General features: G+C 71.1%; 10 protein-coding genes and 1 pseudogene. 5 read left to right on the top strand and 6 right to left on the bottom strand.

Translation table 11 applies throughout. The annotated features are described in order from the left end of the window. Positions 1-10 precede the first annotated feature (10 nt). Positions 11-328: a hypothetical protein gene (locus WBK31_RS16580; protein WP_406675173.1), complete on the bottom strand. Its 318-nt coding sequence runs from the start codon at positions 326-328 to the stop codon at positions 11-13. A gap of 164 nt (positions 329-492) precedes the next feature. Here WBK31_RS16580 and WBK31_RS16575 point away from each other — a divergent pair, with 164 nt between their 5' ends. After that, entirely contained in the window at positions 493-1,998 is a 1,506-nt protein-coding gene (locus WBK31_RS16575; RefSeq protein WP_378788728.1) for an alpha-L-fucosidase, read from the top strand. A 523-nt stretch (positions 1,999-2,521) separates the two neighbouring features. Here the strand turns inward: WBK31_RS16575 and WBK31_RS16570 are convergent. Genes WBK31_RS16570 through WBK31_RS16555 form a run of 4 tightly spaced genes read right to left on the bottom strand, consistent with a single transcriptional unit; the run spans position 2,522 to position 8,750 of the window. Then, the gene (locus WBK31_RS16570; RefSeq protein ID WP_378788730.1) at positions 2,522-3,091 is read right to left on the bottom strand and encodes a helix-turn-helix domain-containing protein; all 570 of its coding nucleotides are present in this window, start codon (positions 3,089-3,091) and stop codon (positions 2,522-2,524) included. Then, positions 3,091-3,807, bottom strand: coding sequence for a hypothetical protein (locus WBK31_RS16565; RefSeq protein WP_406675172.1), 717 nt, complete (start codon positions 3,805-3,807; stop codon positions 3,091-3,093). The genes WBK31_RS16570 and WBK31_RS16565 overlap by 1 nt, the downstream gene beginning before the upstream one ends. 48 nt (positions 3,808-3,855) lie before the next feature. Then, on the bottom strand, positions 3,856-8,349 hold the full coding sequence (locus tag WBK31_RS16560; RefSeq protein WP_406675171.1) for a caspase, EACC1-associated type: 4,494 nt from the start codon (positions 8,347-8,349) through the stop codon (positions 3,856-3,858). Further along, positions 8,346-8,750 carry an effector-associated constant component EACC1 gene (locus WBK31_RS16555; protein WP_364051799.1) on the bottom strand — a complete coding sequence of 135 codons (405 nt, stop codon included), beginning with the start codon at positions 8,748-8,750 and terminating at the stop codon, positions 8,346-8,348. Before WBK31_RS16555 ends, WBK31_RS16560 begins: the two co-directional genes overlap by 4 nt. A 338-nt stretch (positions 8,751-9,088) precedes the next feature. Here WBK31_RS16555 and WBK31_RS16550 point away from each other — a divergent pair, with 338 nt between their 5' ends. Next, positions 9,089-10,681 carry a hypothetical protein gene (locus WBK31_RS16550; RefSeq protein WP_406675170.1) on the top strand — a complete coding sequence of 531 codons (1,593 nt, stop codon included), beginning with the start codon at positions 9,089-9,091 and terminating at the stop codon, positions 10,679-10,681. 27 nt (positions 10,682-10,708) lie between these two features. On the opposite strand, the gene WBK31_RS16545 is transcribed toward WBK31_RS16550, so the two are convergent. After that, complete coding sequence (locus WBK31_RS16545; RefSeq protein ID WP_364051793.1) at positions 10,709-11,602, bottom strand: LysR substrate-binding domain-containing protein; 894 nt, start codon at positions 11,600-11,602, stop codon at positions 10,709-10,711. 142 nt (positions 11,603-11,744) lie between these two features. On the opposite strand from WBK31_RS16545, the gene WBK31_RS16540 reads away from it, so the two are divergent. The 3 genes and pseudogenes from WBK31_RS16540 (at position 11,745) to WBK31_RS16530 (ending at position 13,657) form a co-directional block, all read left to right on the top strand. Continuing rightward, complete coding sequence (locus tag WBK31_RS16540) at positions 11,745-12,635, top strand: NAD-dependent epimerase/dehydratase family protein (RefSeq protein WP_406675169.1); 891 nt, start codon at positions 11,745-11,747, stop codon at positions 12,633-12,635. 25 nt (positions 12,636-12,660) lie between these two features. Next, positions 12,661-13,020, top strand: a pseudogene (locus tag WBK31_RS16535) (DMT family transporter); the annotation flags it as partial. Positions 13,021-13,144: 124 nt separating this feature from the next. Next, the gene (locus WBK31_RS16530) at positions 13,145-13,657 is read left to right on the top strand and encodes a DMT family transporter (protein ID WP_378788739.1); all 513 of its coding nucleotides are present in this window, start codon (positions 13,145-13,147) and stop codon (positions 13,655-13,657) included. The last annotated feature ends 14 nt before the right edge of the window (positions 13,658-13,671 follow it).

The raw sequence follows: 13,671 nt of genomic DNA, 5'->3' as shown, positions 1-13,671 counted from the left end.
ACGGCGTCGGCTACGGAAGCGGCGTGCGCTCGGGTATCTCGATCAAGGAGCCGTCGGCCTCGTCGAAAATCATGATCATGTCGCGGCCGAGGTCGCGGTGCGGCGTCTCCACGATCACGTAGTGGCCCTCTCGGCGGACGTCCCGGCGGCGCAGGTACTCCAGTGCGATGGCCTCCGTCTTGACCCAGGACACCTCGTAGACGTGACCGTTGTCCTTCCTGTCCACGATGTGGTCGCTGCCCTCGACGGAGTCGGCGTAGACGCGCCACGCGCCGTACGCGCGGACGCCGGGCTCGTACGGGGACCGTTTGCGACGTCGCCACCACATGAGGTCAGTATCCACGCGCCGGCCGGGACTCGTCCCGATAGGAATTCCAGCCGGCCTCGGCCGCGCGGAACGCCGGTGCGATGTGCGACGCAGGCGGGCCTGGGCGGTGGCGTTCCGGGTTCGTGCACCATCCTTGTGACAGCCGGCGAAGAGTGAGGAGAGTCGTGCAGTTCACACCGTCGTGGGAGTCGTTGGAGGAGCGGGAGACGCCAGAGTGGTTCCCGAAGGCCAAGTTCGGGCTCTGGGGACACTGGGGGCCGCAGTGTCAGCCGGGGTTCGGGGATTGGTACGCCCGGAACATGTACCTCCCGGGCACCGACGCCTACCGGTTCCACCTGGAGCGGTACGGGCATCCGTCGCAGTTCGGGTTCAAAGACGTCATTAACGAGTGGAAGGCGGCTCGCTGGGATCCTGAGGAACTGCTCGGCCTGTACGCGCGTACGGGTGCCCGCTACTTCGTGGCCATGGCCAACCACCACGACAACCTCGACCTATGGGACAGCCCGCACCACGCGTGGAACTCGGTGCGGGTGGGCCCGCGCCGCGACATCGTGGGGGAGTGGGCCGCCGCTGCGCGCGGGCAGGGGCTGCGGTTCGGGGTGAGCGTGCACGCGGCGCACGCCTGGTCGTGGTACGAGCCGAGCCAGGGCGCCGATCCCGACGGGCCGCTGGCGGGCGTGCCGTACGACGGGCGGCTGACCAAGGCGGACGGCGCGGGCACCTGGTGGGAAGGGCTCGACCCGCAGGAGCTGTACGCCCAGAACCACCGGCCGGTCCCCGGCTTCGACCAGCCGGAGACGGTCAACCGCACCTGGGACTGGCCCGACCCCGAGCACTGGCCGGACGCCGCCTACCAGGCGAACTTCAAGGCCAGGACCCTGCAGCTGGCCGGAAAGTACCGGCCGGATCTGGTGTACTTCGACGACACCGTGCTGCCGCTGCACCAGTGCGGCCCGGTCGGGCTGGAGATCGCGGCCGAGCTGTACAACCTCAGCGAGGACATGGTCGTCTGCGGCAAGATCCTCGACGAGCGGCAGCGGCGCGCCCTCACCTGGGACGTCGAGCGCGGCGCGAGCGACCGCATCGAACCGGAACCCTGGCAGACCTGCACCTGCCTGGGCTCGTGGCACTACGACGAGCGCAGGCTCGCCGAGCACGGCTACAAGAGCGCGGCGCAGGTGATCGGCATGCTCGCCGACGTGGTCAGCAAGAACGGCAACCTCCTGCTCAGCGTCCCGATCACCGGCGATGGCGAGATCGACGACGACGAGCGGGCGATCCTGGCCGGCATCGGCGACTGGCTCGCGGTCAACGGTGAAGCGATCTTCGACACCGTCCCCTGGAAGGTGTTCGGCGAGGGACCGTCGGCGGACGACCCGCCCGCGCTCAGGGCCCAGGGCTTCAACGAGGGCGGCGCGATGACCGCCGAGGACATCCGTTACACCGCCACCGGCACGTCCCTCTACGCCATCGCGCTCGCCGAGCCGGTTCGGGGACCGGTGGTGCTGCGGCGGCTCGGGCGGGCGTCCGGGCTGCTCGACCGGGAGATCACCGGGGTGCGCGCGCTCGGCGACGGGCGGCCCGTGACCTGGCGGCAGGAGGAGCGGGCACTGGTGATCGAGTCGGCGGCGCAGGTCCATCGCATCGATCTCGGGCCCATGCCGCATTGAGTCTGTTGTCCCCATGCGGGCGGCCGGGGGTGGCGGTCCAGCGCCCCGGACAGCAGACCGGGGGTGGTGGTCCAGCACCCGGGACACCAGGCCGGGTGGTGGGGGTCCAGCGCGCCATCACCCGGCCGTCCTCGGCAGCGGGCCGGGTGATGGCTGCGGACATCGTCACCCTGCCGCCGCGCGGCTCACGTGCCGATGTTCGCCTGCGGGCCCGCGCCCGACTGGACGATGGACGGCACCTGCGACGCCGCGTCCAGGCCGGACGCCGCCGTTGCCGTCATGGCGGATCGTGCTCGCCAGTTCCAGAGCCGGCCAGCGCTTCCACGGCCGCCAGGGACCGGCCCATCAACGAGGCGCACCACATCGGCGGCGCCGCCATCCTCATGTGCGACGCCACCATCCCCGGCCGCGGCGAGGGCCGCCTCGACGCCGAGACCCTCGCCTGAACGCGCTCCACCCTCGGCGGCCTCGACTTGCGTGTTCGACCGTGCGCGGAATGCGCCTTTCCTTATATCGGTGGTTTTCAAGGGTTGATAGGAGAGGCCAGGACGACGGTGATGTCCACGGGTTCGGTGTCGGTGCGGTAGAAATGCGGGGCGTCGCCGGCGAAGGCGAGCATATCGCCGGGGTTCAATTCCTGCGGGGCATCGACGGGTCCGGCCGTCACCCGCCCGGAGGAGACCAGCAGGTGCTCGATCGTGCCGGTCGCATGCGGCACCCCGGCCAGCTCCGTCTCGGGCGGCACCCGCAGACGCCAGATCTCCAGGCTGTTGCCGCTGCTGATGCGGCGCAGCAGCTCGCGTGAGACCTCACCCGGCGCGGCGGGCGTGCCCGGCCGGTAGACCGGGCCGGTGTCGGCCTCGCGGGCCAGCAGGTCGGCGAGCGGGATGCCCAGCGCGATGGCGATCGCGTCCAGGGTGTCGATGGTCGGGTTGCCCTTGCCCGCCTCCAGCTGCGACAAGGTGGCCTTGCTCAGCCCGGCGCGCCGCGCCGTCTCCGCCGCGCTCATGCCGCGCTGCTGGCGGCGCAGGCGGATCTTCGCGCCGATCGCGGCCGCGGTGCTGCTGACCGGCTGCCGGCCGGTTGCGGTCATCAGGCGCTCCTGTGGGCGGCGGTGTAGGAGACGCGGATGCGGCCCTTCTTGACCTTCAGCCCCGTCACGGTCACCTCGGCCAGGTCGGCGAGGCTGCGCACGTGGGTGCCGCCGCACGGCACCGCGTGCAGGTCGTCGATGTGCACCATGCGCCGCCGCTCGCCGTCGTTCCGCGCGAAAACCGGCAGATCATCCTTGATCGCCTCCACCACCGCGGCCTGCAGGGTGGCGGTCACCTCCTCCCGGCCCTGCGGATCGGCCAGCCGCGTCTCCGCCTCCGGCATCAGGAACTCGATCCGCGCCTGACCGGGGAAGTGGTTGTTGCCCACCTTCTCCCATCCCTGCCGCTGGCCCATCGCCTCGACCAGGTGTCCCGCCGTGTGCAGCGCGGCATGCAGCATCCGGGTCTGCAGGTCGATCCGCGCCCGTACGGGCTGCCCCTCGGTGAACGGCGGCAGGCTGCCGCCCTCCGGCGCCATCGCCACCACCAGGCCCGACTCGTGGTCACGTACCGGGACGATCTCCTCGTCGTCCAGCCAGCCCCGATCGGCGGGCTGCCCGCCGCCCTGCGGGTGGAACGGGCACTGCTCGACGGCCGCCCACGACGTGCCGTCCCGCTTGCCGGTCGCGATCACCCGCGTGTCGATCTCTGCCAGGTAGGTGTCGTCGAGGTAGACGCTGACCTGTTCGGTGTCCGTCCCTATTGGGTGAATCATACGTTCACTATAACGAACCACAGAATGCGGTTGAACGTACCGTTCACTTCATCGAACGGTGACCTTCTGGCCGCACGGAGGCTCATACGGCCGGTCAGGGAGGTATCGCCGCCACTGCTCGGGGGTGATGGGGTCGCCGACCGCCGCGCAGATGTCTCTGAGCACGCTCTCCGGCCTCATGTCCCAGGTGTCGACACCCGCACCGCTTCGCACGGTGTTGAGGAAGCGCCCATCCGGGCTGAAGGCGAGTGCCGAGATCGATTTCGACGACTCGCTGGGCAGATAAGACTGCAGCTTGGGAGAGCCCGTGTCGCTCACCTCCCAGATCTCGATGCGCTCCTTGCCGGTTCCGCCGTGGTCCGCGACCAGGGCGAGAAGGGTCCCGTCGGGGCTGAAGCCGAGGGGACCGCCGTCGTTGCCCAGCGTGAGGCGGGTCACCGCTTCGGGGGACCGGGGGTTCGCGATACGCCACAGGGTCAGTGTCCCGGCGGGGTCGTAGACGGCGAGGAGCCTGCCATCCGGCCGGAACGCGATCCGCGCAGAACCTATCCCGCCCTGAACGTTCCGTTCCCACACCTTCTCGGGCCGCGCTGGGTCCGTGACATCCCACCCCTGCAACAGATCGCTGTCGTTGGCCTGTGGCTGAGCGGGATCCGTGCGGGGTGCGTCGACGAGGACGAGGGTTTCACCGTCCGGCGAGAAGGCGAACTGACTGGTGATCGCCTTGATCTGGCTGATCTCCCGCGGATGCCTGGGGTCGGCGATGTCGTAGATCCGTACGACCGGCGGTTTGCGGTTCCCCTTGACGAAGCCGCTGAGATCGGAGAGCGCAAGGATGGGCCGGGTGGGGCTGAAGGCGATCCCCTGCACACCGTTGTCCAGCTCTTCGATGGTGGCCAGCAAAGGCGCGTCTTTGGCGGCCGTGCGCAGCCGCAGACCCACGTAATCTGCTTTCTCGCCTTTCTTGTTCACCTTCTCGAACATCTCCACGTCGGCGAGCAGACGTCCGTCGGGGCTGAGGGCGATGCCGGCGCCGTAGAGCAGGCCGGGGGAGCGGGTCGCGGCCAGGACCTCGCTCTCTCGCGTGGACGTCACGTCGATGAGGAAATTCCCCGTACTCCCTTCAAGGGCGAGCAGCTCCTTGTCCCCCGCCCGGCGGTGATCGAAGTGAGCTCCGCCTCCGGGCTCTATCGGGATGACCGATTCGGCGCCGAGCTGGCCGTAGTTGTCGATGTCCCAGACGCGAACCCCACGGTTCGTGGCCTGCAACATTCTGCGAGGATGAGCGGGGTCGAACAGGACCATGCCCGCCTCGCGTTCCGTTGCCGCGGCGCCCTCTCCCGAGGCACCGGTCTTGATCGATGCGGGTTCATCGGTCCTCGTGTAGAACTGGACGTGCCAGGAGCGGCCGCAGGTCCCGACGAAATACTGGTGCGCCGGGTTGAACGCCACGGAATCCACGCTGTCGTGACAGCCGGGCAACGGCCGGTCGCCTGCCGGCCCTTTCTCTTCCGGGCCCACGCGCCTGGGGCGGCCCGGCTCGTCCAGCCGCCATAGCCGGAGCTTGTCGTAGGTGCTCCCCGCCACCGCTGCCGCGAGCAGCCGCCCATGGGGATCGAAGGCCACCCGGTGCAGTGGCTGAGGGTTCGTCCTGGTGTCGTGGCGGTACTTCGCGCCTTCGAGCACCGCGACCCGGTCGGGCCGTCCGGAGCCTGCCGCCGTCCAGATCTGGATGCGGCCGTCCACGCTCATGCTGGCGAGCAGGTCGCGTTCGGTGGACGCGGCCAGGGAGTCCACCCGCGAGGAATGCGCCTTGAGCGGCGGCAACGGTTGGGGCCTGGCGCGGTCGGCGACGTCCCAGACCCGGATCTCGCCCGCCTGCGTACCGGCGTAAAGGATCCCGCCGTCCGGGGTGAGCGCGAGCGAGTAGGCGGCCTGGTCCAGGTCGGATGCGGAGACCTGCCGGGGACGGCGGGGATCGGCGACGTCCCACAGCCGGATCCTCGTCTGCGGCCCGTACGTGACCATGGCGAGCGTCCGGCCGTCCCGGCTGAGCACGACGGGGCCGATCAGGTCGACGTCCTGCGGCTCGACCCGGCCGGAACCACCTTCGAACCGCAGCTCGACGGCCCTGCCGGCCGAGATGGCGAGGACGCGCCCGTCGCCGCTGAAGGCGAGGTCGTAGGCCGGCTCGTCCTCGTTGATCACACCGGGTGTGCGCCTGCTGTTGAGCAGCGCGCCGCGCCCCGCCTCCTTGTTCATCCGGTACGCCATCAGGCTGAGCTGCTTCGCCAGGCCGGGTTGTTCCTCGCGCAGGCTCTCGGCCTCGGCCGCGAGGTACCTGGCGAGGTCGCGTTCTGACGCCTGCTCCGCCCGCCGCTGGAAGACGAAGGAGCCGACCCCGCCGGACGCCGCGAGCACGACCAGGACCAGCAGGGACGCCATCACGATCCGGGCCCGCCGCACGCTCCGCCGCTCCTGCCGCCAGGACGCCGCGACGAACTCGGCGATCACGGGATCGGGTTCGAGCGCGCTCGCCGACGAGGACTCGGCACGCGCCCGGACGGCGGCCAGCCTGCTGCCCCGATACAGCAGCGACGGCTCCCGCCCGGCCTGCTCCCATGCCCGCGCGTCGGCGGCGAGCTGCTGCCGGGCACGCAGCCACTCTCGGTCGGCGTCCACCCACTCCGCCAGCCGTGGCCAGGCGCGCAGCAGCGCCTCATGGCTGATGCGGGCGGAGTCGTGGTCGAGCGTCAGCAGGCGAGCCTCGATGAACGCCTCCAGCGCCCGCTGCCCGGCCGCGCGGTCGGGCAGGCCCTGCAGCAGCGTGGAGCGGTCGACGGGCTGGGCGGTGTCGGCGGAGTCCTCGCCGACGCGCACCAGCCGGGGCAGCATGAGCCGCGCGGCCTCCTTCGCCTGCTGGTCGAGCTCCTCGTACGCCTTCTCGGCCGTGGTCTTGATCGCCTCCGCGATGCCGCCGGTGGCGCGGTACTGGGCGACGGTGAGCCGCGATCCGACCCGGCGCAGCCAGGTCGCCCACAGCACGTGGGACAGCAGGGGCAGCGCCCCTGCGGTCGGCTGCCGGTCGGCGGTCGCTCCGAACTCGTGCAGGATGATGTCGGCGAGACCGTCGTCGAGGATCAGCCCCGCGGCCGCCGCGGGCCCTTCGATGGCGGAACGGAGCTCGTCCGGGGTCATCGGCTCGATCAGCACCTGCCTGTCGCGCAGGGCGGTGAGCAGTTCGGGATGGGCGGCGGCCCGGCCGTAGAAGTCGGCCCGGAGCGCGAGCACCACCGGCGCCCTCGACGCCAGGGCGGTGACCGCCCGCAGGAACGCGGCCCGCTCCGACGGCACCCGGCAGAGGGTGAACAGCTCTTCCAACTGGTCGACCAGCACGATCAGCCGCTGCTCGGGCCGCCCCGCCAGCAGCCGTTCCGCCAGCTCGACGGCGTGATCGGGGCTGTCGCGCAGAGCGTCGGCGTCCTCAGGGCCGGTCCCGAACGCGGCCGCCAGCCGCCGCAGCGGGTCACCGCCGGGAGTGAGGCGCAGCGGAAGCCAAGAGGTGGTGCCCGATAAGCCCCGTTCGCGCAGACTCGCCGTGAGACCGGCATTGAGGAGTGACGTCTTCCCCGAACCCGACGGGCCCACCAAGATCAGCGGACCCGGCTCGGCCGCCTCCGCGAGCGCGGCGAACAACCGCTCCGTCATGCGGTCGCGCCCGAAGAACACGCCGGCGTCGTCCACACCGTACGCGTCGAGACCGAGGTACGGGCAGCGGCCCGGCGCGGGCTCCGGCTCCTCCTGGACCTCCGGCCTCGCGGGCACCGCCGGGTTCGGCGCGATGACGAGGTGCCCCGAGCGGTCCCCGGCCTGACGCCGTGGCAGCGGCCCCTGCCGCTCGCTCATGGCACGGAACACTCCGTCGAACACGGCGTCCAGGGTCAGCGGCTGGACCCCGCGCGGGTCGCCGTTCGTCAGCAGGTCGATGAGCGCGCCGGTGAACGCGGTGTGCTTCGCATCCGGGGGAGCGAGGGCGAGCTGCTCGGCCGAGCTCATGAGGTACATGCCGTGCGCGGGCGTCATGGGAAGGGCCGCGCCCCCTCCCAAGGACGCTCGCCCGGAGAAACAGCAGTCGAGGACGACGACGACGGACGACGCCCGGCTCGCCTCCAGGGCCTGCCGCAGCGAGGAGAACGACAGAGCCTGGTGCTCGGCCATCCCGGGAGTCAGCCGGTCGGTGCTGGACGCCGCCAGGTACAGCTCTCCGTCCGGGCCGATGAGGCCGTGCCCGATGAAGTAGACGAGCAGCACCGTTTCCGCGCGCTGCGCCTCCTCGGCGACGGCCCGTGCCATGGTCCGCGCGTCGGGCGGATCGAGCAGCGTGCGCAGGCGGTCGGGCCGTACGCCGCAGCGCTCCGTCAGGACCTTGCCGAGGTCCTCGGAGGAGGTGGCGACCGCCTTCACCGACGGCAGCCCCGGGTTCTCGTGATGCGCCGTGGCGATCAGCAGCACCCGTACGCCGGGGCCCGACAGGTCGGTCACGGCAGCGCGCGTGGCTCGGGCTCGTCGGCGTTCCGCTGATGCTGCTTGAGCAGGGCGGCGACGTCGGTCACCTGCTGCTGCAGCGCGGTGCTGTCGAGACCGGCGACGCGTTTCGCGGTCAGCTCCAGCGAGGTGCCGTCGGGGAGCGTCACCTTGATGCTCACCTCACCACGGCGGGTGCGCAGCCAGGCGACGAGCCCGGTCACGAACGCGGTCACCGCCCCGGCCGGCCCGAGCGCCACCGACAGCGCCTCCAGCAGCGGACCCAGGGTGCCGGGCTCCGGCGGCCGTTCCACGCCGTCGATCCGCCCGCGTAACTCGGGAGCATCGCTCAGCCAGTCTCGCAGGGAACGGAGTAAATCTCCTCGATCGGAGCCTTCCGCGATGACCGTGACGTCCATGGGTTTCCCGTCCTCGCCTGAGATGGTCCTTTGCCGCGCCGGAGGTGTTCGCCGCCTCTCTGGTGGCTTAACGGAGATCATCACTTCGATCCTAATGACGGCGGATCATTTCGCGTGGTCGCGCTTTCCGCGCCGTTGCTCTTTCGGTGATCGCGCACATGCTGACCTGTTGTGATGGCGGCACTGTCACCAGACGTAGGACCGGCTTCACTGATGTCGATCTTGACGCGCATATCTCCGTCTGGCTTGATCGTGGGGTTTCGTCTTCACGAGAAGCGGAGGTGTGCGTGCGCTTCTTATCCTCTGTCCGGCGCAGGTCCATCGCGTCACGATCGTCCGTGATCGGTGGAGTTCTGGCTCTGGCCGCCGGCCTGGTCGTCGCCGTGGCGCCCACGGCCGCGGCCGACGATACCTTGACCGACCTCGGGCCCGTCCCCTCGAACCGCAACGACATCGTCGTCGCGGGTGACAAGGTCGTCGTGTCCCTCGACGATCGCATCGTCTTCACCGACAGGAAGGGCGAGGTCGAGGAAACGATCACCGATGTTTCCGGCGCCCACGGACTGATCGCGACAGCTGACGGCACCCGCGTGTACGCGGCGCTGTCCGGCTCCGGAGAGGTGGCCGAGATCGACATCGCCACGCGGGAGATCGCGCGGCGCATCAACCTCAGCGACTACGGCTGCCCTTACGATCTGGCGCTCACCGGCGACCGCCTGTGGGTCGCCTATTCCTGCGGCGAGAGGGGCGTGCTGGGCCTCGACCTCTCCACACCGGAGTCCGAGCCGGTGAACGTCGACACCTCGCTGCTGAAGGCGGGTCCGCTCATCGCGGCGGCCGGCGACACGCTGGTCCTGGGCGAAACGCTGAGCCCTGCCGACTTGTTCGTCTACGACGTGAGCGGCGCCGCTCCCGTCCTGCGCGGCGAGATCGACGGACACGCCCACGATCATCACGGCTTGGATGACGTCGCGGTCACTCCGGACGGCTCGTACATCATCTCGGCGTTCACGCTTCCTGATGCCTTCAGCATGTGGGACGCCGTCACCTTGACCAAGGTGCGCGACTACCAGAAGGGACCCGAGGCCGAGGGCTACCCCCGGTCCGTCGCGATCAGCCCGGACGGCGCCTACATCGCGGGCGGGCGCACACTGGGCTTCGGGATGACGGTGTACGACAGGGCGTCGGGCGCCGAACTCTTCACCGCGAACCCTCCCAAGGGCGAAGTGGCACGCGGAAGCAGCGCCTACGCCGGCCGTGACATCTACAGCCTGGTGCAGGCGGACGAGCGCATCTACCTGTGGCGGCTGCACGACGTGACCCTGCCGGAGAGTTCCCTGACGCTGACGGCGGAGCCCGGCGCGACGGTGCACGTCCCGTTCACCATGACAGGACGGCTGACCTTCCCCGACGGCACGGCCCCGGGCGCGCAGCCCCTCATCGTGACCCGCACGGCCGGCGACGGCACCACCGAGACCCTGCCCGGCGTGACCACCGCTGAGGACGGCACCTACACGATCAACGACACACCCCCGGCCGGCGGTCAGACCACCTACACCGTGCTGTGGGACGGAGACGGCAAGCGCCGGTGGAGCAAGGCGTCGGTCACCATGATGGTCAGATACCAGGCCGTGCTCACGCTGAACGGACCGGCCACCGCGGTCGCCGGCACAACGCTGCGGCTCTGGGGATCGCTGGAAGCCGTGGGCACCGACCGGCCGGAGAACGTCTGGATCCCGATGGAACGCACCCGCAAGAGCGACGGCCAGACCGTCACCGGCAACATCTACCAGGGCGGCATCGGCACGTTCACCTTCAGAGACAGCCCGGAGCCCGGCGAGTACACCTACACGCTGCGATGGCCCGGCGACTCGCGCACGGGACCGGCGGAGGCCAGCCACACGGTCATCATCGAAGCACCCGCGGGCTGACCTCGCACCGCCGCTGGGGCCTGGCGTTCAGAAGGCGCGCTCGTGGTGGATGTGCTGGGGGAGCAGGTCGAGGAACGCGTGCAGCGCCCGCGTCGGCTTGTGCCGGGCCGAGCGGATCGCACAGAGCGTCCAGGACAGCCGCTTCCCGTCCAGGCGCAGCGCCCGCACGCCCGGCGGTACGCCGAGCGCCTCGGGCAGGAGCGCCACGCCGAGGCCGTGGGCGACGTACTGGGGGATCGTGGTGATGTCGGAGACCTCGACCCGCACCTGCCGGGTGAGCGCCGAGCGGGCGAACGCCTCGTCCACCCGGTGCCGCTGGCCGAACCCCAGCGGCATGTCGATGAACGGCTCGCCCGCGACGTCGGCCAGGCTCACCGCCTCGCGCCGCGCCAGCGGGTGGTCCTCGGGGACGAGGAGCCGCAGGTCGTACCTCTTGATCGGTACGACGTGCAGGTGCTCGTCGCGCAGGTGCGTGCCGACGAAGGCCACGTCCATGCGGCCCTCCTTGATGTGCTCGGCCAGCCCCGCCGTTCCGCGCTGCGACATGGAGATGCGCAGCAGCACGCCCGGGTGCCTGCGGTGGAAGTCGCCGGCCAGCGCGGGCACGTCCACGATGGTCATGCTGGTCAGCATGCCGACGGTGAGGCTGCCGCGCAGGCCGGACGAGACCGGCTCGACGGCGGCGCGCGCCCGGTCGAGGGCCTCCAGCGCGGCCCTGGCCTCGGGCAGGAACGCCGACCCCGCCTCGGTGAGATGCACCGATCGGGTCGAACGCGACACCAGCTCGACGCGCAGCTCGCTCTCCAGTGCCTTGATGCCCGCCGACAGCGTCGACTGCGTGACCTGGAGGCGCTGGGCGGCGCGGGTGAAGTTCATCTCCTCGGCCACCGCGATGAAGTACTCCAGCCTGCGCTCGTCCATGCCGCCCTCCCTCATCTATCGAAGCACACGATAACGGCATCGGAACTCTTCGTTGGACGCGATAGGTCAGCGTCGGTGAGAGTGGGCATGCGGCTCTCGACATGCAGGCCGCCATCCACGACATCGCGACGAAGGACGACTCATGCGCGTATTTCTCACCGGCGGCACCGGCTACGTCGGCGCGGCGGTCCTCCACAGGCTGGTAACTGCGGGGCACCAGGTCAGCGCACTGGTCCGCGACCCGGACAAGGCGGAGATCGTAAGAGACAGGGGAGCGGAGCCCGTCATCGGCGACCTGGCCGACGGCCCCTCCGTGCGACGGTTCGCCGACGCCGCCGACGGCGTCATCCACACGGCGCTCCCCGCCGACGGATCCAGCGCGCGGATCGACGACTCGGCGGCGACGAGCATCCTCGCCGCGCTCGAGGGCAGCGACCGGCCGTACGTCCACACCACGGGGGCGTGGGTGCACGGCAGCGGCGCCGCGATCACCGAGTCGAGCCCGATGAACCCGCCGCGCCTGACCGCCTGGCGGGTGCCGATCGCGGAACGCGTGCTCGCCGCGCCGGGCGTGCGCGGCGTCGTGATCGCCCCCGCCCTGGTCTACGGCCACGGCGGCGGGCTGGTGAACCTGGTCGCCGCCGGGCCGCGCACCGAGGGGGACGCACCGGCCCTCACCATGATCGGCCACGGCGACCAGCACTGGGCCACGGTGCACGTCGACGACCTCGCCGACCTCTACGTACGGGCGCTGGAAGGCGCACCCGCGGGCTCGTACTTCATCGGCGCGAGCGGTGTGAACCCCACCGTCCGCGAGATCACCGAGGCCGTGAGCCGGACGATCGGCCTGGACGGCCGGGTCGCCCCTGAGACGGTGGTCCAGACGCTGGAACGCCTCGGGCTGCTCGGCGAGGCCCTGCTGCTCGACCAGCAGGCCGGCGGGGAGGCCGCGCGGCGGATCCTCGGCTGGGCCCCGGAGCGTCCGTCGATCCTCGACGACATCGCCGCGGGCGCGCTCGCCGCCGCCTCCTGACGCACACCGACCCAGGGGAGGCTCCATGACCTCGACCACCATGTCTCGCCGGGCGCCCGCCCGGTCACCGTCCCGCTCGCGCGTCCTGGCCGTGGTCGCGGCCGTCGCGGCGGGCACCGTCGTACCGGTGCAGTCCCGCCTGAACGCCGAGCTGAGCCACCGGCTCGGCGACGGGATCGCCGCCGCGGCCATCAGCTTCACCGGCGGCCTGATCATCATGAGCGTGCTCGCACTCTTCCTGCCGGGGCTGCGCCGGGCGCTCAAGGACGTGCCCGCCGCCACGCGCGAGCGCGGCCTGCCCCGCCGCTACCTGCTGGCGGGCGTGCTGGGCGGGACGTTCGCGCTGGCGCAGTCCACGGTGGCGCTCGTCACGGGGATCGCGGTGTTCACCGTGTCGGCCATCGCGGGACAGACCATCGGCGGGCTTATCGTCGACGCGCCGGGGCGTCGGCGGCGGCGTCAAGCAGCGGCCCAGCGTCCATCGCCTGGCGGGCGCGCTCCTCACGCTGGTGGCCGCGGTGGTCTCCGCCCTGCCGGGGCTCTCCGGCGTGCCGTCGGCGGCCACGGTGCTGTTCCCCGCGCTGCTCGCCGTGTTCGGCGGTCTCCTGCTGGGGTTGCAGCAGGCCATGAACGGCGCCACCGGGGCGGCGGTCGCCTCGCCGCTCGCCGCCACCTGGGTGAACTTCGCCGTCGGGTCGATCTTCCTCGGCCTCGCCCTGACCGCCAAGACCCTGGCCGGCGGACCATCCGGCCCCGCGCAGCCCACCGCGTGGTGGATGTATCTCGGCGGCCTGTGCGGGGTGGTGTTCATCGGCACCGCCGCCGTGCTCGTCCGCAGAATCGGCGTGCTCCTGCTGGGTATGGCATCGATCGCCGGGCAGCTCGCGGGCTCGATCGTCCTGGACGCCGTGCTGCCGTCCGGTGATCACGCGCCGGGCGCGTTCACCGTCGCCGGCGCGCTCCTCACCTTCGCGGCCGTCTCGATCGCCGCCCGCCGCACGCCGGCCGCCAAGACCTCCTGAACCACGAGAAGGAA

The organism is Nonomuraea sp. N2-4H (assembly GCF_045291505.1).
GTDB lineage: Bacteria > Actinomycetota > Actinomycetes > Streptosporangiales > Streptosporangiaceae > Nonomuraea > Nonomuraea fastidiosa.
The sequence above is the reverse complement of the archived record's forward strand: the minus strand, read 5'-3'. Positions and strand labels throughout refer to the sequence as shown.